The organism is Arthrobacter sp. IK3, from assembly GCF_051337705.1.
Classification (GTDB): Bacteria; Actinomycetota; Actinomycetes; order Actinomycetales; family Micrococcaceae; genus Arthrobacter_B; species Arthrobacter_B koreensis.
Genome location: NZ_JBPPSW010000011.1, coordinates 132120 through 156740 on the forward strand (window position 1 = coordinate 132120; position 24621 = coordinate 156740).

The following is a 24621-nucleotide window of genomic DNA, read 5'->3' on the forward strand; positions in this document are numbered from 1 at the left end:
TGTGTCCTCTTGTCCTTGTGGGGTGGGGATCAGCTCTTGATGTAGGGAATGCCGCTGGCTGCCGGCGCCCTGGACTTACCGACCACGCCGGCGACGGCGAAGATGGTCACCACGTAGGGCAGCATGGCCAGGAACTGGTTCGGCACTGGGGTGCCGAGCAGGCTGAGCACTGACTGCAGGTTGGAGGCGAACCCGAACAGCAGCGCGGCGAACAGCGCACCAATGGGGTTCCAGCGGCCGAGGATCAGCGCAGCGAGGGCAATGTAGCCCTGGCCGGAGGTCATGTCCCGGTTGAAGGAGGACACCGATACGAGGGTGAAGAAGGCACCGCCGACGCCGGCTACCGCACCTGCGAGCAGGACGTTCCAGAACCGCATGCGGTTGACGTTGATGCCCACGGTGTCCGCGGCCTTGGGGTGCTCGCCCACGGCACGGGTCCGCAGACCCCACTTGGTGTGGAAGAGGCCGAAGTAGATTGCCGCCACGGCAATGTACATCAGGTAGCCGATGACGGACTGGTCGAACAGGATCGGGCCCAGGATCGGAATATCCGAGAGCAGCGGGATCGCGATCTTGTCCAGGCGAGGGGGTGAGTTCCACTTGGCCGAGTCCGCGCTGAGCACGGTGGAGAAGAGGAACCCGGTCAGGCCGGAAACCAGAACGTTCAGCACGACGCCGACGATCACCTGGTTCACGATGTACTTGATGCTGAACACCGCGAGCACCAGGGAAACCAGGACGCCGGCGATGGCCGCCGCGAACAGGCCCACGAAGGCGTTGCCCGACAGCGAGCCCGCCACGGCAGCAGCAAAGGCGCCGAACAGCAGCTGGCCCTCGATGGCAATGTTCACCACGCCGGAACGTTCACACAGCACGCCGGAGAGCGAACCGAAAATCAGCGGGAACGCCAGGGTGAAGGAACCAGCAAGCAGGCCGTAGAGCGCCACGCTGGGGCTGCGGGCACTGCCCACGGCCCAGGTCAGGAATGCGGCAATGAAGAACACGGCGAACACCGCGATCAGCCAGCCGGGGATGTGCTGGTAGCGGCTGACCAGGACGAAGGCGTACGCGGCCGAGGCCAGGAGGACCACAGTGGCGATCCAGCCCAGGACGGGTGCTGACACGACGATGTCCGGCAGCTGGATGGCTGCGTTGGCGTCCGTCAGTCGGAACGTCACTTCGCTGGCCGGCGAGCCCAGCCCGAACATGATGAATCCGAGGATTGCCAGGACGCCCAGGATGACCGGGGTCTTCCAGCTGCGGATCGGTTTCACGTCTGCCGGCTGGCCCTTGGAGGCGAGAGTTGTTGCGGTGCTCATGCTGCTCCTTGCGCTGCATCGGCTTTTTTGGACATGCGCTTGCCGGAGGTCTTGAAGGCCCCGGGCGGCGGGATCCGGAACAGGGACCGGACCAGCGGAGGTGCTGCGATGAACAGGACAATGAGCGACTGCACCACCAGGACAATGTCGATGTTGGTTCCGGTGCTGGTCTGCATGGTGACGCCGCCTGCACGGAACGCGCCGAAGAGCAGGCCTGCTGCGAAGGTTCCCCAGGGCGAGGACCGGCCCAGCAGCGCAACGGTGATCGCGTCGAAGCCGAAGCTGGCTGCAACACCGGAGGTGAGCACCTTCTCGGTGCCCGATACCTGTGCCACACCGGCCAGGCCGGCCAGCGCACCGGCAATGAGCATCACGATGACGTAGCCCTTGGTGGTGTTGATGCCGGCGTTGCGGGCGGCTGCGGGGTTGGCGCCGACGGCGCGCAGTTCAAAGCCGACCGTCGAACGGTTCAGCAGCCACCAGATGAACACCGTGGCGGCAATCGCCATGATGAAGCCCCAGTGCAGGCGGAACCCGGAGCCGAACAGCGGCGGGAACATTGCGGTGGAGTCCAGCTGGGGGCTGATCGGGTTGGTGGAGCCGGGACGCTGGAATCCGGGAGTGGTGAGCAGGAAGAGCACCAGCTGGATCGCGATGTAGTTGAGCATGATCGTCACGATCACCTCGTGGGCTCCGGTCCGGGCCTTGAGCAGGCCGGCGATTCCGCCCCAGAGGGCGCCGCCGAGTGCACCGGCGAGGATCACGATCAGCAGGTGCAGGCCAACGGGCAGGTGCCAGCTGAAGCCCACCCACGCGGCGAGCGTGGCGCCGATCAGGATCTGCCCCTGGGCACCGATGTTGAACAGGCCGGCGCGGAAAGCAAGGGCGACGCCGAGGCCGGCACAGATCAGCGGGGTTGCCACTGTCAGTGTCTGGGTCAGCGGGTAGATCATGCGGGAGAAGGTGTCGGCCTCGAAATTGAAGACCGAGCCCTGGAAGAGCGCGATGTAGGCGCCCGAAGCCGCAGACCACGCTGCGCCCAGCATGTCGCCCGGACGGCTGAAAAAGTAGCCTGCCGATTCGGCAACCTCTTCGTCGGTGAGGGCGATGAGCAGCCCGCCGACAATCAGTGCCATGAGGACGGACAGCACCGAGACCAGCGCATTGCCGGTGACAATGCGGCGGAGAACCGATTCGCTGCCCGTTTCCGGATGGAGCTCGGTCTCGGGCACCGGTACGGCGGGCGGGGGCAGCGCCCCGCCTGCGGTTTCGGCAGCTTGCAGCAGCCGTGTTTCGTCAGCGGCAGCTTCCTCCTTGCGGGGTGCGGAATCGCCCTGCTGCCTGCTTGCTTCCTCCGGGCTCACTGCGCCCCTCCCTCGTTCTCGCTCTGGTGCGAAAGTGCGTCTTCCGCGCTCATGCCGGCCATCATCAGGCCCAGCACGTCGCGCGAGGTGTTACCCGGGACAATGCCCATCACCCTGCCGCTGTACAGCACAGCGATGCGGTCTGCCAGTTCCAGGACCTCGTCCAGTTCGGTGGACACGATCATCACCGGCGTTCCGCCGTCGCGCTCCGCGACGATCCGCTTGTGCAGGAATTCAATGGATCCGACGTCGACGCCGCGGGTGGGCTGCGAGGCAATGAACAGGGACAGGGGCCGGGACAGTTCCCGGGCCATGACCACCTTCTGCTGGTTGCCGCCGGACAGGGTGCCGGCTGCGGCCTCGGCAGACTGCGTGCGGATGTCGAACTCGTCGATCTTTTCCGCTGCGTTCTTCGCCACGGTTGCCGGACGCATGGACAGGCCCTTCGCGAACGGCGCCTTGTTGTAGCGGTTCAGGACCAGGTTCTCGGCAACCGTGAACGTTCCCACCAGGCCGTCCACGTTCCGGTCCTCGGGCACGAAGCCCACTCCGGCATCGATGATCTGGGACACGCGTTTGCCAACCAGCTCTTCGCCGTCGAGCGTGATGGAACCGGCGACGTGCTCCTGGAGGCCCATGATTGCCTCGGTCAGTTCCGTCTGGCCGTTGCCCTGGACACCGGCGACGGCGAGGATCTCGCCCTTGGCGATCTCGAAGCTGATGTGGTCGACCACGGCCTGGCCGGTGTCCGAAAGCACTACCAGGTCCCGGACCTGGAAGGTGGCGGCTCCGGGCTGAGCAGGTTCCTTCTGGAGGTTCAGGCTCACCGAACGGCCAACCATCATGGAGGCGAGCTCCGTGGTTGAAGCGCTCGGCGGGGCGTCGCCCACCACCTTGCCGCGGCGGATCACGGTGATGACGTCGGAGACGGCCTTTACCTCGCGCAGCTTGTGGGAGATGAAGACGACGGATTTGCCGTCGTCGCACAGCTGGCGCATGATCGCCAGCAGTTCGTCGGTCTCCCGCGGGGTGAGCACGGCCGTGGGTTCGTCAAGGATCAGGACTTCAGCGTCCCGGATCAGGGCCTTGATGATTTCCACGCGCTGCTGCACGCCAACCGGCAGATCCTCCACGACGGCGTCGGGATCAACGTCGAACCCGTACTGTTCGGAGATCTGGCGGATGCGTGCCCGGGTGGTTTCAAGGTTCAGCGAGCCGCCGGCGCGGGTCGTCTCGTTACCGAGTGCCACGTTCTCCGCCACGGTGAAGACGGGAACCAGCATGAAGTGCTGGTGCACCATGCCGATTCCTGCTGCCATGGCATCACCGGGACCTGAAAAGACAACGGGTTTGCCGTTGACCAGGATTTCGCCCTCTGTGGGTTCGTAGAGGCCGTAGAGGACGTTCATCAGCGTTGACTTGCCCGCCCCGTTCTCACCGAGCAGGCTGTGGACCTGCCCCGGCTCGATCACCAGGTCTATGTGGTCGTTGGCAACCAGGGTGCCGAAGCGCTTGGTGATGCCTTTGAGTTCGAGTTTCACAACCCCAACCAATCTGTTTGTGTCTGAGTGTTTGGGTACTCCCAAAGGAAGATTACCCGGAACAGAACGGACCGCTGTTCGTCCGGCTGGACGAACAGCGGTCCGTTTGGCGCGGCCTTGCCCCTACTTGGGGCTGGCTGCGGATTCTACGGTGATTTCACCGGAGATGATCTTGGCCTTGATCTCGTCCACGGCGCTCTTGACGTCTGCCGGAACAGCGTCTTCCTGGTCGTGGTACGGAGCCAGGGTGACGCCGCCGTTTTCAAGGGTGCCGATGTACGGGGAAGCGTCGAAGTTGCCCTCGACGTCCTGGGTGATGACCTCTTCAACGGCCTCGCCCATGAGCTTCATGACTGAGGTGAGGATGTATTCCTTGCCGGTGCCGGCGGTCTCGTAACCGTCGGAGTCCACCCAGACCACCTTGTTGGTGGCGCCGCCTGCGTTGGCTTCGACAACGGCGTCGAGCGTACCGGTGCCAACCGGGCCGGCCACCGGCATGATGATGTCCGCGCCTTCGTTGATGAAGTTCTCGGTGGTGGTCTTGCCTGCGCCGGTGTCGGTGAAGTTGCCGATGAAGGAGCCGGTCTGGTCTGCCTTGTTCCAGCCCAGGACCTCGACGTCGGTGCCGTTCTCTTCGTTGTAGTAGGCAACGCCGTCAGCGAAGCCGTCCATGAAGATGGTCACGGTGGGGATGTTGATGCCGCCGTAGGTGGCAACCTTGCCGGTCTCCGACGTGCCGGCAGCTACGTAGCCGGCCAGGAACGCTGCCTGGGCGGTGTCGTAGATGATGGGCTTGACGTTGTCCGCCTCGATGGAGTTGTCATCGATGATGGCGAAGTGGCTGTCCGGGTTTGCCTCGGCCACTTCCTTCGTTGCGTCAGCCAGGAGGAAGCCGACGGTGACGGTGATGTTGCAGCCGTTCTGGACCACCATTGAATCCAGGTTCGGGCCGAAGTCGGTCTCTGACTGCGACTCAGCAGTCTTGATCTCGATGCCCAGGTCCGTCTCGGCAGCCTTCAGGCCTTCGTAGCCGGACTGGTTGAACGAGCGGTCATCGAAACCGCCGGAGTCCGAAACCATGCAGGCCAGGAAGTCGCCGTTGGCGCTTGCCTCACCGCTGGATGCGGAGTCTTCTTCCGGGGCGGCACCGCAGCCGGCCAGCAGAAGCGCCGATGCGCCCAGCATGGCGGCGGATACACCGGCATTGCGCTTGAAGCCGCGCGGGAAATTCTTCAATGTTCCTCCAGAAAAGAAAAGTGTTCCACCGCCCTGCCTGCGGCCTGGACCAACGGACGGAAGGGCCTTCGCAGGGGGCGTGTGGTGCGCGCTCCTTCCCTCATGGAGCGCAGCAAGACCTAACCATAGTGCATGTGTTCCGCAGCACTAAGCGAAGCGGTGGTCTGGACAACATTGTTTACATGTTGTTATCAATCGGAGGCTTTGGCGACCGAATCAGTGCCGCAGGCCGCGGGCTGCGCGGACTGCCGCGGCAGCCATGACGGAGACGCCGCAGCTGATCGCCAGTTCGTCCGGGTTGTAGTCTCCGCGGTGCAGGTCGAAGGTTTCCCCGCCCGGAGTGCGGGTGCCCAGGCGCATCATGGCTCCTGGGATCGCCTGGGTCATCCAGGCGAAGTCCTCGCCGCCCATGGACTGCGGAGTCAGGACGACTGAGTCCTCTCCGAGCTCCGCCCGGGCCGAGGCCTCGATCAGGCCGGTTTCCGCCTCGGAGTTGATGACCGGCGGAACGCCGCGGGTGTGCTCCAGCGCCACTTCGACTCCGTAGGGCGCCGCAACTTCACGCACGACGTCGTCCAGCAGCTCTCCCGCGGCGTGCCACGCCTCGGCATCGAGGCAGCGCATGGTCCCGGCCATGAAGCCGTGGCCGGGAATCGCGTTCGGCGCCGAGCCCGCGTGGATCTGGCCCCACACCACGGAAACCCCGCTGCGGACATCGATCCGCCGTGAAAGGATGGCCGGCACGCTGACGGCTATCTGGCTCAGCGCGAAGACCAGGTCCTGGGTCAGGTGCGGCCGCGACGTGTGCCCGCCCTGTCCGGAAAGCTCGATGCGGATGGTGTCAGAGGCGGACGTGATGGCACCGATCCGAGTGCCGACCTGCCCGACGTCGACCCGGGGATCGCAGTGCAGCGCCAGGATCCGCGGCACGCCGGAAAGTACTCCCTGTTCGATGACGGACAGGGCACCACCGGGCATGACCTCCTCGGCCGGCTGGAAGATCACACGGATCCGCCCGCCGAGTGACCCCTCGGCGTCGAGCTTGGCCAGTACCCGGGCCGCGCCCATCATGACGGTGGTGTGGATGTCGTGGCCGCAGGCGTGCGCAATTCCGGTGTTCACCGAAGCATACGGCAGGGACGTCTCTTCCAGGACCGGCAGGGCGTCGATGTCCGCACGCAGCGCCAGGCCGATCGGCCCGTCGCCAATGTCCACGTAGGCTCCGGTGTTTTCAAGCCGCTTGGGCTGCAGTCCCGCCGCTTCCAGGGTCTCGACGATCCGGTCAGTGGTCCGGAACTCCTTGTGCGAGAGCTCGGGATGCGAATGCAGGTCCCGCCGGAAATCGATCAGCTCACCCAGGATCGGGGCAACACTGCCCCGGATAGACGGAACGGGTGAACTGCTAAGTGGGGTTGTCTGCACGTATTCAAGGTTAGCCAACCTGCGCTGGTCTGCGGGAACCGGATGACTTTAAGACTTCCCGCAGCGCCAGAACGTGGGAGCGCCGCCCAGCCTTTCCCCGCTTCCCCCTTATACAGGGATCCGCCTACAGGACGTCCGTATCTCCGCTGGCCTTGAGGTGCTCCACTGCCTTCTTGACTTCCTGCGCATGGTCCTTTGTGGTGACCAGCAGGGCATCCGGAGTGTCCACGATCACCACGTCCTCGATTCCAATCAGCGCAATAACGCGTTTGGTGTCGGACACGACAATCCCGGAGGCATCCTCCGAATAGACGCGCGCGCCGTCGCCCATCACGGTCAGTTCGCTGTTCTCTGCGGCCGGGTTCAGCCGCCCGATGGCGGCGAAATCCCCAACGTCGTCCCAGCTGAAGATTCCCGGAATCATGGCTACGTCCCCTGCCGCGGCGGCGGGCTCGGCCACGGCGTAGTCAATCGCCGTCTTGGGCAGGGTGGGCCAGACCCGCAGCACCACTTCACGGCGGTTCTCGGTGTCCCAGGCCTCGGCAATTTCCATCAGCCCGGCATGCAGCTCGGGTTCGTTTTCCAGCAGGTGCTTGAGCATCAGTGCCACCGGAGCCACGAACATTCCGGCGTTCCAGCTGTAGTTTCCGCTGCGCAGGTAGCTTCGGGCGGTGTCCTCGGAAGGCTTCTCGACGAACTCGACGACGGCGTGGGCGCTCGGTGCGCCCTCGATCTCCAGCGGTTCACCGGCCTTGATGTAGCCGAATCCCGTGGAGGGATGGGTGGGATGGATGCCAATGGTGACGATGTAACCCTGCGCGGCTGTGTAGATGGCCTCCCGGACCGTCTCCTGGAAGGCCTCCACCGGAGTGATGACCTGGTCCGCAGCGAAGGATCCCATGATGATCGACGGGTCCCGCTGGTACAGGATTGCCGCGGCTAGCCCGATCGCTGCCGCTGAGTCCTTGGGCTCGTTTTCCAGCACGAGGTTCTCCTGCTGGATCTCCGGCAGCTGCGCCAGCACGGCGGAGCGGTGGAGCAGCCCGGTGACCACCATCACCCGGTCATCGCTCAGGGGTGCCAGGCGGTCATAGGTCGCCCGGATCAGGGTGGAGCCGGAGCCGGTGAGGTCATGAAGGAACTTCGGTGCGGCAGCCCGGGAGAGCGGCCACAGCCGTGTTCCTACTCCCCCGGCCGGAATCACGCCGTAGAAGCGGTCGAAGACGTCGGCGCCGGCCGATTCCGGGTTCACATTTGTCATTTCAGTACTCATCAGTGCCAAGGTTAGCTGAGAGTCCCCATGGCCAGGTTCGCAGACACGAGCAGGCACTGAAGCCGGCACAGCGCGGAGTGTAAGCCAGGTCACACGGAAGGGGAACCTAAATTGATCCCGCTCCGAGTGGGACCTAGATTATGCTTGAGCTTATAAGTGCTCTCGCACCGGCGTCATCACTGCGCGGAAGACGCGCTAGCGCCGCTGCGATGCAGGGAGGAATATTCAGTGTCGAAGTTACCAGCAGGCACGCTTTACCGCGGCCGCGAAGGCCAGTGGTCATGGGTGGCCCATCGAATTACTGGCGTGGTGATCTTCTTCTTCCTTTTGGTCCATGTTCTGGATACCTCGCTGGTGCGCGTGTCGCCCGAGGCCTACAACGTGGTCATCGGAGCGTACAAGAACCCCATCATGGGCCTCGGTGAGCTCGGCCTCGTTGCCGCCATCGTTTTCCACGCCTTCAACGGCCTTCGGGTGATTCTTATCGACTTCTGGAAGAAGGGCCCCAAGTACCAGCGCCAGATGCTGTGGGGGGTCGTCGGTCTGTGGGCCGTGACCATGATCGGCTTCTCCATCCGCCACCTTCCCATCGTTTTCGGGGGTCACTAAGCCATGAGCACTCCTTCAATTGACGCTCCCCGGGCCGGCCGCATCTCCCCGCGGTACACCCGCAACGGGTCCGGCAAGGGCAACTTCGAGATGATCGCCTGGCTGTTCATGCGCATCTCCGGCGCACTGCTCGTCATCCTGATCTTCACCCACCTCTTCATCAACCTGATGGTCGGCGACGGCATCAAGGCCATCGACTTCGGTTTCGTAGCCGGTAAGTGGGCGTCTCCGCTCTGGCAGATCTGGGACCTGGTCATGCTGTGGCTCGCCATGCTGCACGGCACCAACGGCGTGCGCACCATCATCAATGACTACGCCGAGAAGAACTCCACCCGCATGTGGCTCAAGACGGTGCTGTACTCCGCGACCGTCGTCATCATCGTCCTTGGCACCCTCGTGATCTTCACCTTCGATCCGTGCCCCGCCAACGCGACCCTGGACCAGCTGCCGTCCTTCTGCCCCGCTCCCTAGCCCGGCAGGCACCGCAGCAACTCCCTTAGAGCTACACACAGTTTCAACAGAAAGAGCATCTGGTATGCAGGTCCACAAGTACGACGTCGTCATTGTCGGCGCCGGCGGCGCCGGTATGCGTGCCGCCATCGAATCCGGACAGCGCGCTCGGACGGCGGTACTGACCAAGCTGTACCCCACGCGTTCCCACACCGGAGCGGCGCAGGGCGGCATGTGCGCAGCACTGGCAAACGTAGAAGAAGACAACTGGGAATGGCACACCTTTGACACGGTCAAGGGCGGCGACTACCTGGTAGACCAGGACGCCGCCGAGGTCATGGCCAAGGAAGCCATCGACGCCGTGCTGGACCTGGAAAAGATGGGCCTGCCGTTCAACCGCACGCCTGAAGGCCGGATCGACCAGCGCCGTTTCGGCGGCCACACCCGTGACCACGGCAAGGCTCCCGTCCGCCGCGCCTGCTACGCAGCAGACCGCACCGGACACATGATCCTGCAGACCCTGTACCAAAACTGCGTCAAGCACAACGTTGAGTTCTACAACGAGTACTACGTCCTTGACCTGCTGACCGTGGAGGACAGCTTCGGCCAGAAGCGCGTTGCCGGCGTCGTCTCCTATGACCTCGCCACCGGCGAACTGCACGTCTTCCAGGCCAAGTCCGTGGTCTTCGCCTCCGGCGGCGCGGGCAAGGTCTTCAAGACCACCTCCAACGCCCACACCCTGACCGGTGACGGCATGGGCATCGCGTTCCGCAAGGGCATCCCGCTGGAAGACATGGAGTTCATCCAGTTCCACCCGACCGGCCTGGCCGGCCTGGGCATCCTGCTCTCCGAAGCAGCCCGCGGCGAAGGCGCCATCCTGCGCAACTCCGAGGGTGAGCGCTTCATGGAGCGCTACGCCCCCACCATCAAGGACCTTGCCCCGCGTGACATCGTTGCGCGTTCAATGGCCAACGAAGTCCGTGAAGGCCGCGGCTGCGGCCCGAACAAGGACTACGTCCTCCTGGACCTGACGCACCTGGAGCCGGCGCATATCGACGCCAAGCTCCCGGACATCACAGAGTTCGCACGCACCTACCTGGGCGTGGAGCCGTACACCGAGCCGGTTCCCGTGTTCCCGACGGCGCACTACGTCATGGGCGGCATCCCCACCAACATCAAGGCCGAGGTCCTCCAGGACAACGACACCGTGATTCCGGGCCTCTACGCAGCCGGCGAGGTTGCCTGCGTATCCGTCCACGGGTCAAACCGCCTGGGCACCAACTCCCTGCTGGACATCAACGTCTTCGGTAAGCGCGCCGGCATCTACGCTGCCGAGTACGCACTGCAGGCCGACTTCGTTGACCTGCCGGAAGACCCGGAAGCAGACACGATCGCCCTGCTGGATGTTGTGCGCAACTCCGAAGGCACCGAGCGTGTTTCCGAGATCCGCCGCGACCTGCAGAACACCATGGATGCCAACATGCAGGTGTTCCGTACGGCCGAGACGATCAACAAGACGCTCTCCGACATCGCAGACCTCGAAGAACGCTACAAGAAGATCAACGTCCAGGACAAGGGCAAGCGCTTCAACCTTGACCTGCTGGAAGCCGTGGAGCTCGGGTTCCTCCTGGAACTGGCCAAGGTCATGTCCGTGGCAGCCCTGCACCGCGAAGAATCGCGCGGCGGCCACTTCCGTGAGGACTTCCCGGACCGCGATGACGAGAAGTTCATGCTGCACTCCATGGCCTACAAGGTTGACGAAGCAGACAACGCCGAGCACACGGCCGGCATCCGGCTCGATACCAAGCCGGTTATCTTTACGCGCTACGAGCCGATGGTGAGGAAGTACTAATGACAACGGAAGTCGCTGAGCCGGCCTCGAAGATTGACCTTGCCGAATCCTCGGCCAGTGAAATCCCCTCCTTCGACATCACGCTGAAGGTGCGCCGCTACAACCCGGAAATCTCTGACGAGGCCCACTGGGACGAGTGGACCCTGACCATGTATGGCACGGACCGTGTGCTGGATGCCCTGCACAAGGTCAAGTGGGAGCACGACGGCACGGTTTCGTTCCGCCGGTCCTGCGCCCACGGCGTCTGCGGTTCCGATGCAATGCGCATCAACGGCCGCAACCGCCTGGCGTGCAAGACCCTGCTGAAGGACCTGGACACGTCCAAGCCGATCCTCGTGGAGCCCATCAAGGGCCTGCCGGTGGAGAAGGACCTGATCGTGGACATGGAACCGTTCTTCCAGTCCTACCGCGAGATCATGCCGTTCCTGGTGTCCAAGGGCCACGAGCCCACCAAGGAACGCCTGCAGTCTGCCGAAGACCGCGAGCGTTTCGACGACACCACCAAGTGCATCCTCTGCGCCGCCTGCACGTCCTCCTGCCCCGTCTTCTGGACCGACGGACAGTACTTCGGCCCGGCAGCCATCGTCAACGCACACCGTTTCATCTTCGATTCGCGTGACGACGCCGGAGACATGCGCCTGGAGATCCTGAACGACAAGGAAGGCGTGTGGCGCTGCCGCACCACCTTCAACTGCTCGGAAGCATGCCCCCGCGGCATCCAGGTCACCAAGGCCATCTCCGAGGTCAAGCAGGCCATCCTGAACCGCTCCATCTAGTTCAGGCCCGCTGCTTTCAAAGGCGGAGGAACCGGATCCCTATCCGGCTCCTCCGCCTTTTGCGTACCCGGCCGCCCCGCTGCTGCCGGATAGGGTGGGGAGTATGCCAGAGTTTGAATCTGTTTCCTTTCCCGGCGTCAACGGCACCACCCTGGCCGGGGCGCTGGATGTTCCGGACGGTGATCCGCTCGGCTGGGCGGTCTTCTGCCATGGCTTCGCCCTCGGGAAGAACAGCGCCGCCGCCTCACGCATCTCCAAGGCGCTGGCGGAGCAGGGCATCGGAGTGCTCCGCTACGACGCCGCCGGGCTGGGCCGTTCCAGCGGGTCCTGGGAGGACGGGTCATTCACGACGAAGGTCGCGGACCTGCACAACGCAATGGACTTCCTGCGTTCCTCCGGGCGCCCGCCCACCCTGCTGATCGGCCACTCCCTCGGCGGAGCGGCCGCGCTGGCGGCTGCAGGGAGCGAAACTTCACTGGCGGCCCTGGTAACCATCGGCGCGCCGTTCCGGCCCTCCCACGTGGCCCACCTGTTCGCTGATGAGCTGGAGACCATAGCCGCGCAGGGACAGGCCGACGTCGAGCTCGGCGGACGCACGCTGACCATCCGCCAGGAACTGGTCGAGGACCTGCACAGCCACGACCTGCGGGACTGCATCGAATCGCTGAACCTGCCGCTGCTCATCATGCACTCCCCCACTGATGAGACCGTGGGGATCGAGAATGCCTCTGAAATCTTCAATGCGGCGCGGCATCCGCGCAGCTTCGTGTCCCTCGAGGGGTCCGGCCACCTGATGCCGGAGAAGGACCAGACCACGCGAGCGGCCGCCATCATTGCTGCCTGGGCAGGGATCTATCTGCAGCAGGCCCGGGCAGAGGGTTCCTAACCCCGCAGGCGCATTTCCTCGCGCAGGACCCACAGACCGTGCGGATCATGTTCGAAGACGCCGATCCGGTCCACGGTGAAGCTCGCGCTGTAGTCGCTCAGCGTCTCGACGGCGTTATCCATGCTGGCCTCGGATACATCGTGCGCCACGGTGACATGCGGGTGGTACGGGTACGTGTTTTCATGGTCCAGCGGGCCGGACTGCAGCTCCTTGTGCAGCTGCGAGCATTCGGAGAAGCCGTCTTCCACCTGTACGTAGACCACCGGGGTGACCGGGCGGAAGGAGGCCGCACCGCGCAGGGTCACTGTGAAGGGCGCCCGGGCGGCTGTCACGGCACGCACATGCTCGAGGGCCGAATCCCAGTCCGGTGCCGGCGTCGTAGTCACCAGGGTGATGTGAGCCGGGATGACCGATGCCATCGGGTCCCCGAAGGAGGCCCGCGCACGCCGGAGTTCGGTGGCCATGGGCTCGGGCACGGGGATCACGATCCCCACCCAGCACGGGCTTTCGGGCATCCGGCCGCTGCCGCCGCGTGCTGCGCCGGATGAGGTCTGGACGGTGGAATTCGTGTAGCCCATGAGCGCTTAGCGGGCGGTTGAACCCAGTGGGAGGAAACCGATCTTCTCGTACACATCGGCAAGTGTAGCCGACGCCGTTTCCCTGGCTTTCATTGCGCCCTTGGCCAGCAGCCGGTCCAGTTCGGCGGGATCGTCCAGGAGTGCCAGTGCACGCTCCCGGATCGGCCGGATGTGTTCCGTGACTGTTTCCGCCAGGTCCACTTTCAGGTGTCCGTACATCTTTCCCTCGTATTCCTTGACCAGGGTGTCGACGCTGCGGCCGGTGATCAGGGAGTAGATGGAGAGCAGGTTGGAGATGCCTGGCTTGGTTTCCCGGTCGAAGCGGATCTCCGTGCCGTCATCCGTCACGGCTGATTTGATCCGCTTGGCAATGACTTTGTCCGGGTCTAGGAGGTTGATCAGGCCGGCCGGTGATTCTGCTGACTTCGACATCTTGGCGGCCGGGTTCTGGAGGTCATAGATCTTCGCGGATTCCTTCTGGATGAAGGCTTCAGGAACCGTGAACGTCTCGCCGTAGCGGCTGTTGAAGCGCTTCGCGAGGTCCCGGCTCAGTTCAACGTGCTGGCGCTGGTCCTCGCCCACGGGGACGCCGTGGGGGTGGTACAGCAGGATGTCCGCCACCTGCAGGATCGGGTAGGTGAACAGGCCGACGCTGGCGGCGTCCGCGCCGAAACGCTGCTGCTTATCCTTGAACTGGGTCATCCGGGACGCTTCGCCGAAACCGGTCAGGCAGTTCAGCACCCAGGCCAGCTGCGCGTGTTCGGGAACCTGTGACTGGACGAACAGTGTGGCGTTGTCCACGTCCACGCCGCCGGCAATGTACTGCGCGGCCGTGACACGGGTGCGCTGCCGGAGGTCCGCGGGGTCCTGCGGGACAGTGATCGCGTGCAGGTCAGGGATGAAGAAATACGCGTCGTACTGCTCCTGCAGCCGTACCCAGTTCACCAGGGCACCCAGGTAGTTGCCCAGGTGGAGTGAATCCGCGGAGGGCTGCATTCCGGAGAGGATGCGCTGGCGGGCGGGGGTCTGCGTCATGTCTTTGCCTCAGAACTTATAGTCGACAACCACGGGCGCGTGGTCGGAGAATCGGGCGTCGTAGGTAGCTGCACGGTCGACGACGGCGCTGACGGCGCGGTCGGCGAGGGCGGGAGTGGCCATGTGGTAATCGATGCGCCAGCCGGCGTCGTTGTCGAAGGCCTGGCCGCGCCAGGACCACCAGGTGTACGGACCCGGCACGTCCCCGGCAAGCTTGCGGGCAACATCCACGTAGCCGATCTCGTCGCTGAAGAAGCGGTCGAAGTAAGCGCGTTCTTCAGGCAGGAACCCTGCCCGCTTCACGTTGCCCTTCCAGTTCTTGATGTCCAGGGTGGTGTGGCCTACGTTCAGGTCACCTACGATCAGGGCGTAGTCGCTGGTGGCGGCGAGCACCGGCAGCCTGGCCGCCATGACGTCCAGGAAACGGTACTTGTCATCCTGTTTGGGGGTGCCTGCTTCACCGGAGTGCACGTAGGCGCTGACCACAGTGAGCAGCTTTTCTTCTCCATCCACCGGGACCTTGAAGTCTGCTTCAACCCAGCGGCCGGAAAGCGCGAAGTAGTCTTCGCCAATGTGTTCGCGCACGGCTACCGGCTCCATGCGGGACACGATCGCCACACCGGCACGGCCCTTGGCTTCCGCCTCGGCGTGCAGGATGTGCCAGTCGCTGCCCAGCAGGTCACGGACGATGGCGTCGGGAGCACGCACTTCCTGGAGGCACAGGATGTCGACGCCGCGCTCGGCGAGCCAGTCTGCCATGCCCCGCTTGTACGCAGCGCGGATGCCGTTCACATTGACGGTTGCGATCCTCAGTGCCGGGGATCCGTTTTCAGGGCTGGAGTCCCCAGTCGATTCCATGCTCACGCCAAATACCTTACCCCTCAGTAGCTTTCGTTTCCGGCGGTGCCGACGGGCGCGTAACGTTGCGCGCCGTCTTCCCTGCTGCCTAGTCGACTACGGTGCCTTCTACCGGTCCGCCGTCGTCCTTCTTCATCATTCCGCGGGCATTGTGCGCCGTGATCTCAATCGTTTCGATGGCGCGGGCAACCTGGTCGGCGTCGGTGCCGAGGTTGTCGCGAATCACCTTTGACTGGACCTGGATGATCTTGAAGCTGTGGTCCAGCTTCTGGTCGCGGATGAGCGTTGCCTCATCCATGACTTCCACGGAAGGCGCCGCACCTGAGGCACGGTTCAGTGAATCCTGGGCCTGGGCGAGTTTTGCCCCGGCCTTCCGGGCTGCCCCGCGGATGCTGAAGACCACGAAGGCGAAGAGCAGCAGCCAGCCCAGGGAGATGATCACCACCAGCCAGCCAACGACGTCGTTCTCATTGGCGGCGAAGAGCACGGCAACGATGAACACGAAGACCATGACGGCGGTGCCGATCGTGGCCATCTGGCGGCTGATACCCCGGCCGGGATTGCTTGCGGACGGCGTCTTGCCGTTACGGATGGACTGCATATCCTTATTCTCTCAAATTTTCGGGGTGGCTCCTTCCGACTTCCCCCTCGGCGAAACGAGATGGCAGATACGGCTCTTTTGAGGCGCCAAACGAGCCTTATCTGCCATCTCGATGACGGGAGTTGGGTTTGGGACGGGGTTTGGGTTGCCGGTCTGCTGCCGCGGCTGGAAGGCTGGGCCCATGGAGATTGAGCTGGTGCAGGGAGACATCACAACGCGCGACGTCGATGCGGTGGTCAATGCCGCGAACTCGTCTTTGCTGGGCGGCGGCGGAGTGGACGGCGCCATTCACCGGGCTGCCGGCCGAGAGCTGCTGGAGGCGTGCCGGGCCCTGCGGCAGGGCGAATACCGGGACGGGCTGCCGGTAGGCGAAGCAGTTGCGACTGGGGCGTTCAATCTTCCGGCGCAGTGGGTGATCCACACCGTGGGTCCCAACGCGGCGGCCGGGCAGACGGATCCTGAGCTGCTGCGCCGTGCTTTTGCCAACAGCCTGGCGGTGGCGGAGGAACTCGGAGCCGCGACGGTAGCATTCCCCGCGATCAGCGCCGGAGTCTATGGCTGGGACGCCGGGGACGTGGCCCGTACCGCTGTGCAGGCCGTCCGCGACCACCGGGGCACCGGAATCGAACGGGTGGAATTCGTGCTCTTCAGCGAACGGGTGCTCCAAGCTTTCCGGGCGGCGCTGGCCGAGTCCGGCGACTAAGCACCACCCCCATGCCCCCGGCCGGGCGAGTGTCCGTCAGCCCCCAAACGGGTTCCATGAGGCGTCCGGGAACAGCCCGGCCAGTCCGGCGCGGAGCATGAGGAACCCGACAATTCCTACGACCCAGAGGACGGCCTCGCCGGATACCTTGGTGAGCCAGGCCCGCAGCCGCTCAAGCGGCCCGTCCAGATGACGGCCGAGCACACAACGGAGGAGCACCAGCAGCAGGGCAGGCAGCAGCATGACAAGGCAGTAAAGCGCCAGCATCCCGGCGGACACACTCCACCCTGCTCCCGCCGAGGTCAGCACGCCGACGGCAGCCAGATAAGGCAGCATGGTGGGGAGCTCAAGCACGCCCGCGAGCAGCGCAAGCCCCAGGAGTCCGCCACGGCTGTCCAGCGCCTTGCCGATGCGGCGCTGCCAGCGGTGCTCGGTGGCCCGGGACCGCTGCAGGACTGCGGCGGACCTTCCTCCGCCTCCGCTTCCCGTGCCGCCCGTGCCGTTGGCCGGCGTGCCTTCCGCTGCCGCCCCGACTCCGTTTTCTCCCCCACCGTTTGGTGTGCCCTTGAGGGAGGTGTCCTTGAAGGACCAGATCAGCATGCCGGCGCCGGCGGCAACCATCAGTACCTGCACCGGTGCCAGTTCGAAGAACGAGCCCAGGCCTCCTCCCAGGACCCGGCCCAGGCCGGCTGCACCGGAAAGGAGCAGCAGCCCCACCAGAAAATAGAAGACACCGACAGCACCGAGGTAGGCGGCAACCTTTCCCGTAGTCCTTCCAGCGTCCCGCCGCATCAGCAGCCAGACAGGAATCACGAGGGTGCCTATGCTGGTGCTGTCGATCAGGGCGAGCACGCCCAGCTGCACGAAAGTCTCCAAAGTCATGGCACCAGCCTTCCGCCGTTCCGGCCTGCACGAATCCGGCCTTGGAAGGAGCACGCATCATCCTTTAGTGCGACGCCGGCCAAACCTGCTTGGCGGGAAGCAACGCCCCACGTCAGGATGGAACCATGAACTCCTTTGGGGACCAGGCTCCTTCTACCCGCCGGATCCGCCGTGAAGACGCGCTGCTGGCGCTCGGGTACGCCGCCCTGGCCTGGCTCATGCATGCCCTGGAGCTGACTGCCACGGGCAGTGCCGCGTTCCCTGCGCTGGCCCCCTGGTGGCCGTTGTTCACGCTGGTTGGCTGTGGCGCCGTCGTGCTGCGCCGCAGGCATACCCCGGTGATGGTCTCCCTCTCGTTCGCCGCCGCTGTGCTCCTGGTGCTGGGAAACAGCACGGTTGGACTCTTCCTCGCCTTCGAAGCAGTCTTTTCCCTGGTCCTCTTTGGCCCGGCCCGTGCTGCCCGCGTGGCGGAAGCCAGTGTCCTGGGTTTGTGCGCCGCGTCGGGGCTGGCGGTGTGGTCCCTGACGGGAGACCTGCGAGACGGGGTCACGGTCATCCTGCTGACGGGCATGGTGCTGCTGCTCCCGGCCGAGTGGGCATCCAACCTGCGCAAGGCGGGCCAGCTCGCGGAGAGCGAGTCCGCACGGGCAGCCGCCATCCGCGCCGCTGCCCGTGACCAGGAACGTCTGGCCGCGCGCGAGCACGAACTGGCCCTGGCAGCCGAGCGGCAGGACATGGCCAGGGAACTGCATGACGTCCTGTCTTCCCGGCTTTCCGCCATTGCCCTCCAGTCAGGTGCAGCGCTGCGCAGCCCACAGGGCAGCAGCCTTCCGGCCGAGGTACTGGCCCACGTGCGCCAGGAGTCCGTCAAGGGACTGGAGGAACTGAACGGGATGATCCGCACCCTCAGCACTGGTGTGCCGCGTCCCCTTGCCGGCAGTATCCAGGACCTCGATGCGGTGGTAGCCGGACACCGGGCGGCCGGAATGCGCATTGACTGGACGAACCTGGCGGGCAGCGGCATCCCGTCACCGGTGCAGGCAGCCGTCTACCGGATTGCCGTGGAGGCGCTGGTGAACGCTGCCCGGCACTCAAACGGCGCGCGGGTTCGCATGCTGCTGGACCAGACGGCTTCAGGGCTCCGGCTGCTGGTGGAGGACGACGGCGGCTTGCCGGCCGCAGCAGCCTCCTCCCAGTCCGGCACGGGCACCGGCATACCCAGCATGCTGGCACGCGCCGAGCAGCTGGGCGGCAGGGCGTGGGCCGGTCCGGACCCTGCGGGCAGCGGCTGGAAAGTCGAGGCCGAACTGCCCTTCAGCACTACACCGCGTCCGGACGCAGCAACGATCAACGCAGGAGGAACCGCAGGATGAGCACGAACATACGGGTGCTGCTGGCGGACGACCACGCAGCCATCCGCCTGGGCATGCGCATGGTTCTGGAGACCGAGCCGGGGTTCGAGGTAGTCGGCGAAGCTGCCGACGGCGCCACCGCGGTGCGCATGGCCCGTGCCTTGGGTCCGGATGTTGTGCTGATGGACCTGCGGATGCCCGTGGTGGACGGCGTTCAGGCCACGGAGCAGATTGCTGCGGCCGGTCTGGCGAAGGTCGTCGCACTGACCACTTTCGACCACGACTCCTACCTTTTTGGGGTGCTCTCCGCCGGTGCGTCCGGGTTCCTGCTCAAGACGGCCGAACCCTCGGAAATTACCGCGGCGCTGCGCCGGGTTCACGACGGCGGCACCGTCATTGCGCCGGAAGTCACCGGACGCCTAGTGGACGCTTTCGTCTCCGGGCGCGCCGCCTCCAGCGCGGATACGCCGTCAGGCACGGACGGGAACCGGGCATCCGCGCAGCCGGCTCCCGAGACGGAGCTGACGGCCCGTGAGGAGGAAGTCCTGGACTGCCTCGCCGAGGGCCTGAGCAATGTCCGCATCGCGCGCAGACTGGGCATCTCCGAAACCACGGTCAAAACCCACGTTTCAAGGGTGCTGGCCAAGCTCGGCGTCGAATCCCGTCTGCAGGCAGCCCTGGCCGCCCGGGTCCGGACACCCTAAACCAGCCGCATCCGCAGCCGAGGGGTGGGCGGCGCGGGCGTGATCCGAGGGGCGGGCGGGATCCGAGGGGCGGGCGGCGCGGGCGGGATCCGAGGGATTCACGCGCGGGCAGCGGGATGCACCCGCGGGTGCCCGGCCCGGTTCCGCTGCCGCTACTTCTGGAACAGTGCTTCGAGCCGGCGGGTAGTGACCATCAGGCCGATCGCGATCATCACTACGAAATAGAGCAGGTGGCCGGCCGTTGCCAGGCTGAACGCTCCGGCGCTGATCTGGCGCAGCATCTCCACGCCGTGCCACAGGGGCAGTGCCTGGATCAGCCACTGCACGGCCTGCGGGTAGACACTCAGCGGATAGAAGGTGGCTGAGAACAGGAACATCGGAAGCATCACGAAGCTCACCCAGTCCAGCTGCTGGAAGGTCTTCATGTAGCTGGTGATCGCCATCCCGAAGGACGCGAATCCAAAAGCCACGACTACCGCCGCCGGAATCATCAGCAGCGCGGTTGGTGAGGTCACCAGGCCCATCGCTGCCATGACGGCGGTGAACCCGGTGGCATACATGGCTCCGCGGAGCAGCGCCAGCAGGATCTCCCCCAGTGCAACGTCCAGCGGACCCAGCGACGTGGCCAGCATGCCCTCATAGAGCCGGGCGTAGTTCAGCTTGAAGAACACGTTCATGGTGGAGTCGTACACCGCGCCGTTCATGGCGGATACGGCCAGCAGCGCCGGGGCGATGTACGCCGCGTAGCTGATCTGTTCCCCGCCCGGACCCGTGACCGTGCCAATGAGCGCGCCCAGTCCGATTCCCATGGCGAGCAGGTACAGCACGGGTTCGACGAAGCCGCTGATCATGATGGACCAGTTGGTTCCCCAGGTGGCCTTGAGCCCGCGGGCAAAGACTGCGCGGATATTCCGGGCGTACAGGGAACCCAGGAAGCGGTTCCCTGCCACTCCCGGTGACGTGGGCGCAAGGAACTCCGCTGCGCCGGTCTGGGGTCCAGTACTCATTTGCCAAGCCTCCGGGTGAAAGTGCGCCGTGCCAGGACCCAGCCGCCTGTTGCAAGTGCCAAGAGGTAGGCAACGTGTACAACTGTCAGCAGGGGTGGCTCGGCCAGGCCGTAGCTGAACAGCCGGCCCAGTTCGGTGGCGTGCCACAGCGGGGAGATCCAGCCAATCCAGCGGATCACCAGGGGCAGGGTATCCAGCGGGAAGAAGGTGCCGGAGAACAGGAACAGCGGCATGACGATGAACCGCTGCACCATGGCGAACTGTCCGCGGTCCTCGGTGATCGACGCGCTGTACGCCATCAGCGGCAGCCCGAAGGCGAGCCCGCCCAGGATGGCCGAGAAAATCATCAGCCAGGCTGTGGTTGGCTGGCCGGCCGCGCCGAACAACAGGAGGAACCCGAAGTAGGCGCCACAGGTGATCAGCAGCCGCACGCCGAGCCCCAGCACGTGCCCGTCCACCAGCTGACCGCTGGACAGCGGCGATGCGTTCGGCCCGTAGTAGGTCCGCCGCCATTTGAAGCCGGACATCACCGTGTAGGTGTTTTCCTCGCTGGAGACCATGATCGCCGCCGTCGCCAGCAGGGCCGGCGCCACGAACATCAGGTAGGAGACCGAGCTGCCGTTTCCCGCTTCGAATGCCGCGTTGGTCCCGGTGTCCACCAGCGAGGCGAGTCCGATTCCCATGCCGAAGAGGTAGACGAGCGGAGTTCCGACGGCCGTGACCAGCACGGTAATTCCGTAGCCGCGCATCCGGCGCAGCCAGTGCTCCGCATAGTAGAAGGCACCGAAGCGCCTGGCCCTGCGGGCGGTTTCCTCGGGAGTAAGCGGGGACCGGAGTCCCAGGACGGCGTGGGTGCGCTGCTCAGTCAACGAGGCTCCTGCCGGTGAGGCGGAGGAAGACGTCCTCCAGCGAGGAACGCCGGACCAGCGAGGTGATGGGCCGCAGGCCGCGGGCACTGACCGCCTCCAGCGCCGCCTCGCCGTCGTTCGCGTAAATCAGCACTCTGTCCGGCAGCGTCTCGATCCGTTCCCCGATTCCGTCCAGTTCCGCGGCAACCGTGGTGTTGCGTTCGGATCCGAAGCGCAGCTCCACCACTTCTCGGGAGGAGTGGGTGCGGATCAGGGCTGCGGGAGATCCTTCAGCCATGATGGTGCCCTTATCCACCACGATCAGCCGATCGCAGAGCTGCTCGGCTTCGTCCATGTAGTGGGTGGTGAGGATCAGCGTGACGCCGGCTTCCTTGAGCCGGAAGAGCCGGTCCCAGAGGATGTGGCGGGCCTGCGGATCCAGCCCGGTGGTGGGCTCGTCCAGCAGCAGGATCCTGGGATCGTTGATGAGTGAGCGGGCGATGGTCAGCCGGCGCTTCATGCCGCCGGAGAGGTCATCCACCCGCGCCTTGGCCTTGTCCGTGAGCTGGGCGAACTCCAGCAGTTCGTCCGCTTTGGGCTGCAGGTAGCTTTTGGGCAGTCCGAAGTAGCGGCCGTAGGCAAGCAGGTTGTCCCGGACGCGCAGTTCCTCATCCAGGTTGTCCTGCTGCGGAACCACGCCGAGGTGGGCCCGGACCTCCGGTCCGTTCGTGTTGGGATCAAGGCCCATGATCGCCAGCTCACCGGAGGTGCTGCGGGAGACTCCGCCAATCATCTTCATGGTGGTGGATTTGCCGGCGCCGTTCGGGCCAAGGAGCCCGAAGGCCTCCCCTGCCGGAACCTCGAAGCTGATTCCGTCTACGGCAGTGAAGTCCCCGTAGGACTTGGTGAGGTTCGACGCGGCGATAACCGGGCCCTGGAAGCCGCTGACAGCGGAAGTCTTGGAAGTTGTGATCTGCGGCACCCGGCAATCATAGTGCAGGGCGCGGGGGAAACACGCAGGCCCGCCCTCCTGCGTGGAGGACGGGCCTGCGTGTTGTACCGGTGGCCTAAGCGCCGGGGAGGATTCCCACGCTGCGCTCCGCGGCTTCAACCACGTTGGCCAGCAGCATGGCCCGGGTCATTGGGCCCACACCGCCGGGGTTCGGCGACATCCAGGACGCGACGGACGCCGCGTCCTTTTCGACGTCGCCGCTCAGGGTGGTCTTACCGGTCTCCGGGTCGGTAACCCGGGTGACGCCCACGTCCAGGACGATGGCGCCCGGCTTGAGCTCGGCGGCCTTGATCATGCCGGGGAAGCCTGCGGCCGCAACAACGACGTCGGCCTCAGCCAGCAGTTCGGGCAGGTTGACCGTGCCGGTGTGCGCCAGGGTCACCGTGGCGTTGATCTGCCGGCGGGTCAGGAGCAGTCCCAGCGGCCGGCCCACGGTGACTCCGCGGCCGATCACCAGGACGTTCTTGCCGGTCAGGACCAGCCCGTTGCGCACCAGCAGCTGCACAATGCCGTGCGGGGTGCACGGCAGCGGCGAGGTCATCGGATCCGAGACGTTGAGCACCAGGCGGCCCAGGTTGACCGGATGCAGGCCGTCGGCGTCCTTCTCCGGGGCAATCCGCTCCAGAACCGCGTTGGTGTCCAGGTGCTTGGGCAGCGGGAGCTGGACGATGTAGCCGGTGACAGCCGGGTCCTCGTTCAGCTCGTCGATGACCTTCTCCAGCTCTTCCTGGCTGATGTCGGCAGGAAGGTCGCGGCGGATGGAGTTAATGCCAACCTGGGCGCAGTCCTTGTGCTTGCCGCCCACGTAGGAGTGGCTTGCCGGGTCATCGCCTACCAGTACGGTGGCCAGGCCCGGAGTGATGCCGTGCTCGTCCTTGAGGACCTGGATGCGCTCGGCGAGCTCTGCCTTGATGTCCTTGGCCGCCTGGATGCCGTCAAGCAGCTGGGCGGTGGCGGGGGCGGTTTCCTCTGCGGTTTCCACGGAGCCTTCCATGTTCGTGCCTTTTTCCACGTTTACCATTCCTCCTGGCCCGGGTAGAGCGGGAAGTCCTCGGCGAGTGCGGTGACCCGGCGGCGCAGTGCCTCCGTGTCCGGGGCGGGCTTCAGCGCTGCGGCAATGATCTCAGCCACCTCGGTGAATTCCTTCGCACCGAAGCCGCGCGTGGCCAGGGCCGGGGTGCCGATACGCAATCCGGAGGTGACCATCGGCGGGCGCGGATCGAACGGAATCGAATTGCGGTTCACGGTGATGCCCACCGAGTGCAGCAGGTCTTCGGCCTGCTTGCCGTCCAGTTCGGAGTTGCGCAGGTCCACCAGGATCAGGTGCACGTCCGTGCCGCCGGTCAGTACCGAAACGCCGTGTTCCGCCACGTCAGCCGCGGTTAGCCGGTCAGCGATGATGCGGGCGCCTTCCAGGACGCGTTCCTGCCGCTCGCGGAATTCTTCCGAACCGGCCACCTTGAAGGCCACGGCCTTGGCTGCGATGACGTGCATCAGCGGGCCGCCCTGCTGGCCGGGGAAAACGCTGGAGTTGATCTTCTTGCCGAATTCTTCCCTGGCCAGGATCATGCCGGAGCGGGGACCGGCGAGGGTCTTGTGGACCGTGGAGGTCACGACGTCGGAGTACGGCACCGGGCTCGGGTGCAGCCCCGCCGCCACCAGTCCCGCGAAGTGCGCCATGTCGGTCCAGAGGTAGGCACCAACTTCGTCAGCAATGGAACGGAACGCCTCGAAGTCCAGCTGGCGCGGGTAGGCGGACCAGCCGGCAATGATGACCTGCGGCTTCTCGGCGAGCGCCTGTTCCCGGACCTTGTCCATGTCCACGCGGCAGGTTTTCTCGTCCACGCCGTAGGCGGCAACTTCGTAGAGCTTGCCGGAGAAGTTCAGCTTCATGCCGTGGGTCAGGTGCCCGCCGTGGGCCAGGTTCAGGCCCATGATCTTGTCTCCGGGCTTGATCAGTGCTGCCAGGGCAGCGGCATTGGCCTGCGCGCCGGAGTGCGGCTGCACGTTGGCGAACTCGGCGCCGAAGAGGGCCTTGACCCGCTCGATGGCGAGGTTCTCGGCTACGTCCACCTGCTCGCAGCCGCCGTAGTAGCGGCGTCCGGGGTAGCCCTCGGCATATTTGTTGGTCAGGACGGAACCCTGGGCTTCCAGGACCGCACGCGGTGCGAAGTTTTCGGAAGCGATCATTTCCAGCGTGTTGCGCTGGCGGGCCAGTTCCCCGTCCAGGACTGCGGCGATCTCCGGGTCAACCTCGGAGAGAGGGGCGTTGGTGACGGGCTGGGTGGATAGTCTCACGTGGATCTCCTGGGG

Annotated in this window: 24 protein-coding genes; 8 read left to right on the plus strand and 16 right to left on the minus strand. The window is 65.2% G+C overall.

Going from position 1 to position 24621, the window contains the following annotated elements; all coding sequences use genetic code 11:
• Positions 1 to 29 precede the first annotated feature (29 nt).
• From ACSLGO_RS14985 to ACSLGO_RS15010, 6 genes are all read right to left on the minus strand, one after another.
• Entirely contained in the window at positions 30 to 1319 is a 1290-nt protein-coding gene (locus ACSLGO_RS14985; RefSeq protein WP_091606830.1) for an ABC transporter permease, read from the minus strand.
• Positions 1316 to 2683 (minus strand): ABC transporter permease, encoded by a 1368-nt coding sequence (locus tag ACSLGO_RS14990; protein ID WP_152274785.1) that lies wholly within the window; start codon positions 2681 to 2683, stop codon positions 1316 to 1318. Before ACSLGO_RS14990 ends, ACSLGO_RS14985 begins: the two co-directional genes overlap by 4 nt.
• A complete protein-coding gene (locus tag ACSLGO_RS14995; protein ID WP_091606835.1) occupies positions 2680 to 4224 on the minus strand; it encodes an ABC transporter ATP-binding protein in 1545 nt (514 codons plus the stop codon). Before ACSLGO_RS14995 ends, ACSLGO_RS14990 begins: the two co-directional genes overlap by 4 nt.
• Positions 4225 to 4347: 123 nt before the next feature.
• Positions 4348 to 5460, minus strand: coding sequence for a BMP family lipoprotein (locus tag ACSLGO_RS15000; protein ID WP_377955945.1), 1113 nt, complete (start codon positions 5458 to 5460; stop codon positions 4348 to 4350).
• 216 nt (positions 5461 to 5676) lie between these two features.
• On the minus strand, positions 5677 to 6882 hold the full coding sequence (locus tag ACSLGO_RS15005; RefSeq protein WP_091606838.1) for an amidohydrolase: 1206 nt from the start codon (positions 6880 to 6882) through the stop codon (positions 5677 to 5679).
• Between the two features lie 124 nt (positions 6883 to 7006).
• Entirely contained in the window at positions 7007 to 8155 is a 1149-nt protein-coding gene (locus ACSLGO_RS15010) for a mannose-1-phosphate guanylyltransferase (protein WP_436401398.1), read from the minus strand.
• A gap of 228 nt (positions 8156 to 8383) precedes the next feature.
• Between ACSLGO_RS15010 and sdhC the strand changes: the two genes are divergently transcribed.
• The 5 genes from sdhC (at position 8384) to ACSLGO_RS15035 (ending at position 12728) form a co-directional block, all read left to right on the plus strand.
• Entirely contained in the window at positions 8384 to 8764 is a 381-nt protein-coding gene (gene sdhC, locus ACSLGO_RS15015; protein ID WP_091606843.1) for a succinate dehydrogenase, cytochrome b556 subunit, read from the plus strand.
• A gap of 3 nt (positions 8765 to 8767) precedes the next feature.
• Complete coding sequence (locus ACSLGO_RS15020) at positions 8768 to 9235, plus strand: succinate dehydrogenase hydrophobic membrane anchor subunit (protein ID WP_091606846.1); 468 nt, start codon at positions 8768 to 8770, stop codon at positions 9233 to 9235.
• A gap of 64 nt (positions 9236 to 9299) precedes the next feature.
• Complete coding sequence (sdhA, locus tag ACSLGO_RS15025; protein WP_091606849.1) at positions 9300 to 11066, plus strand: succinate dehydrogenase flavoprotein subunit; 1767 nt, start codon at positions 9300 to 9302, stop codon at positions 11064 to 11066.
• Entirely contained in the window at positions 11066 to 11842 is a 777-nt protein-coding gene (locus ACSLGO_RS15030) for a succinate dehydrogenase iron-sulfur subunit (protein ID WP_091606851.1), read from the plus strand. Before sdhA ends, ACSLGO_RS15030 begins: the two co-directional genes overlap by 1 nt.
• 103 nt (positions 11843 to 11945) lie before the next feature.
• Positions 11946 to 12728, plus strand: a complete 783-nt coding sequence (locus tag ACSLGO_RS15035) for an alpha/beta hydrolase (RefSeq protein ID WP_386917458.1) — start codon at positions 11946 to 11948, stop codon at positions 12726 to 12728.
• On the opposite strand, the gene ACSLGO_RS15040 is transcribed toward ACSLGO_RS15035, so the two are convergent.
• The 4 genes from ACSLGO_RS15040 to ACSLGO_RS15055 all read right to left on the minus strand — a co-directional run bounded on the left by ACSLGO_RS15040 (position 12725) and on the right by ACSLGO_RS15055 (position 15800).
• Positions 12725 to 13306 carry a 2'-5' RNA ligase family protein gene (locus tag ACSLGO_RS15040; RefSeq protein WP_433123164.1) on the minus strand — a complete coding sequence of 194 codons (582 nt, stop codon included), beginning with the start codon at positions 13304 to 13306 and terminating at the stop codon, positions 12725 to 12727. The genes ACSLGO_RS15035 and ACSLGO_RS15040 overlap by 4 nt on opposite strands.
• A 6-nt stretch (positions 13307 to 13312) precedes the next feature.
• A complete protein-coding gene (trpS, locus tag ACSLGO_RS15045; protein WP_091606861.1) occupies positions 13313 to 14341 on the minus strand; it encodes a tryptophan--tRNA ligase in 1029 nt (342 codons plus the stop codon).
• A gap of 9 nt (positions 14342 to 14350) precedes the next feature.
• Positions 14351 to 15199 (minus strand): exodeoxyribonuclease III, encoded by an 849-nt coding sequence (locus ACSLGO_RS15050; RefSeq protein WP_091606983.1) that lies wholly within the window; start codon positions 15197 to 15199, stop codon positions 14351 to 14353.
• Between the two features lie 88 nt (positions 15200 to 15287).
• Complete coding sequence (locus ACSLGO_RS15055; RefSeq protein WP_091606864.1) at positions 15288 to 15800, minus strand: hypothetical protein; 513 nt, start codon at positions 15798 to 15800, stop codon at positions 15288 to 15290.
• A gap of 181 nt (positions 15801 to 15981) precedes the next feature.
• On the opposite strand from ACSLGO_RS15055, the gene ACSLGO_RS15060 reads away from it, so the two are divergent.
• Positions 15982 to 16503, plus strand: coding sequence for an O-acetyl-ADP-ribose deacetylase (locus ACSLGO_RS15060; RefSeq protein ID WP_091606866.1), 522 nt, complete (start codon positions 15982 to 15984; stop codon positions 16501 to 16503).
• Between the two features lie 36 nt (positions 16504 to 16539).
• On the opposite strand, the gene ACSLGO_RS15065 is transcribed toward ACSLGO_RS15060, so the two are convergent.
• The gene (locus ACSLGO_RS15065; protein ID WP_419243352.1) at positions 16540 to 17385 is read right to left on the minus strand and encodes a GAP family protein; all 846 of its coding nucleotides are present in this window, start codon (positions 17383 to 17385) and stop codon (positions 16540 to 16542) included.
• 125 nt (positions 17386 to 17510) lie between these two features.
• On the opposite strand from ACSLGO_RS15065, the gene ACSLGO_RS15070 reads away from it, so the two are divergent.
• The gene (locus ACSLGO_RS15070) at positions 17511 to 18758 is read left to right on the plus strand and encodes a sensor histidine kinase (protein ID WP_436401399.1); all 1248 of its coding nucleotides are present in this window, start codon (positions 17511 to 17513) and stop codon (positions 18756 to 18758) included.
• Positions 18755 to 19441, plus strand: coding sequence for a response regulator (locus ACSLGO_RS15075; RefSeq protein ID WP_436401400.1), 687 nt, complete (start codon positions 18755 to 18757; stop codon positions 19439 to 19441). The genes ACSLGO_RS15070 and ACSLGO_RS15075 overlap by 4 nt, the downstream gene beginning before the upstream one ends.
• Before the next feature lie 152 nt (positions 19442 to 19593).
• On the opposite strand, the gene ACSLGO_RS15080 is transcribed toward ACSLGO_RS15075, so the two are convergent.
• The 5 genes from ACSLGO_RS15080 to glyA all read right to left on the minus strand — a co-directional run bounded on the left by ACSLGO_RS15080 (position 19594) and on the right by glyA (position 24606).
• On the minus strand, positions 19594 to 20448 hold the full coding sequence (locus tag ACSLGO_RS15080) for an ABC transporter permease (RefSeq protein ID WP_091606874.1): 855 nt from the start codon (positions 20446 to 20448) through the stop codon (positions 19594 to 19596).
• Complete coding sequence (locus ACSLGO_RS15085; protein ID WP_325787835.1) at positions 20445 to 21317, minus strand: ABC transporter permease; 873 nt, start codon at positions 21315 to 21317, stop codon at positions 20445 to 20447. The genes ACSLGO_RS15080 and ACSLGO_RS15085 overlap by 4 nt, the downstream gene beginning before the upstream one ends.
• Positions 21310 to 22269 (minus strand): ABC transporter ATP-binding protein, encoded by a 960-nt coding sequence (locus ACSLGO_RS15090; protein ID WP_436401408.1) that lies wholly within the window; start codon positions 22267 to 22269, stop codon positions 21310 to 21312. Before ACSLGO_RS15090 ends, ACSLGO_RS15085 begins: the two co-directional genes overlap by 8 nt.
• 94 nt (positions 22270 to 22363) lie before the next feature.
• A complete protein-coding gene (locus ACSLGO_RS15095; RefSeq protein ID WP_091606990.1) occupies positions 22364 to 23302 on the minus strand; it encodes a bifunctional methylenetetrahydrofolate dehydrogenase/methenyltetrahydrofolate cyclohydrolase in 939 nt (312 codons plus the stop codon).
• Between the two features lie 20 nt (positions 23303 to 23322).
• The gene (glyA, locus tag ACSLGO_RS15100) at positions 23323 to 24606 is read right to left on the minus strand and encodes a serine hydroxymethyltransferase (RefSeq protein WP_377955953.1); all 1284 of its coding nucleotides are present in this window, start codon (positions 24604 to 24606) and stop codon (positions 23323 to 23325) included.
• Between the last annotated feature and the right edge of the window lie 15 nt (positions 24607 to 24621).

Bases quoted from the DNA above. Each gene is read 5' to 3' on its own strand.
- ACSLGO_RS15075 (WP_436401400.1), top strand. From the start codon at position 18,755: ATGAGCACGAACATACGGGTGCTGCTGGCGGACGACCACGCAGCCATC.
- ACSLGO_RS15055 (WP_091606864.1), bottom strand. From the start codon at position 15,800: ATGCAGTCCATCCGTAACGGCAAGACGCCGTCCGCAAGCAATCCCGGC.
- trpS (WP_091606861.1), bottom strand. From the start codon at position 14,341: ATGACGCAGACCCCCGCCCGCCAGCGCATCCTCTCCGGAATGCAGCCC.
- ACSLGO_RS15035 (WP_386917458.1), top strand. From the start codon at position 11,946: ATGCCAGAGTTTGAATCTGTTTCCTTTCCCGGCGTCAACGGCACCACC.
- ACSLGO_RS15030 (WP_091606851.1), top strand. From the start codon at position 11,066: ATGACAACGGAAGTCGCTGAGCCGGCCTCGAAGATTGACCTTGCCGAA.
- ACSLGO_RS15050 (WP_091606983.1), bottom strand. From the start codon at position 15,199: ATGGAATCGACTGGGGACTCCAGCCCTGAAAACGGATCCCCGGCACTG.
- ACSLGO_RS15095 (WP_091606990.1), bottom strand. From the start codon at position 23,302: ATGGAAGGCTCCGTGGAAACCGCAGAGGAAACCGCCCCCGCCACCGCC.
- ACSLGO_RS15040 (WP_433123164.1), bottom strand. From the start codon at position 13,306: ATGGGCTACACGAATTCCACCGTCCAGACCTCATCCGGCGCAGCACGC.
- ACSLGO_RS15020 (WP_091606846.1), top strand. From the start codon at position 8,768: ATGAGCACTCCTTCAATTGACGCTCCCCGGGCCGGCCGCATCTCCCCG.
- sdhA (WP_091606849.1), top strand. From the start codon at position 9,300: ATGCAGGTCCACAAGTACGACGTCGTCATTGTCGGCGCCGGCGGCGCC.
- ACSLGO_RS15065 (WP_419243352.1), bottom strand. From the start codon at position 17,385: ATGACTTTGGAGACTTTCGTGCAGCTGGGCGTGCTCGCCCTGATCGAC.
- ACSLGO_RS15010 (WP_436401398.1), bottom strand. From the start codon at position 8,155: ATGAGTACTGAAATGACAAATGTGAACCCGGAATCGGCCGGCGCCGAC.
- ACSLGO_RS15070 (WP_436401399.1), top strand. From the start codon at position 17,511: ATGAACTCCTTTGGGGACCAGGCTCCTTCTACCCGCCGGATCCGCCGT.
- ACSLGO_RS14985 (WP_091606830.1), bottom strand. From the start codon at position 1,319: ATGAGCACCGCAACAACTCTCGCCTCCAAGGGCCAGCCGGCAGACGTG.
- ACSLGO_RS15060 (WP_091606866.1), top strand. From the start codon at position 15,982: ATGGAGATTGAGCTGGTGCAGGGAGACATCACAACGCGCGACGTCGAT.
- ACSLGO_RS15080 (WP_091606874.1), bottom strand. From the start codon at position 20,448: ATGAGTACTGGACCCCAGACCGGCGCAGCGGAGTTCCTTGCGCCCACG.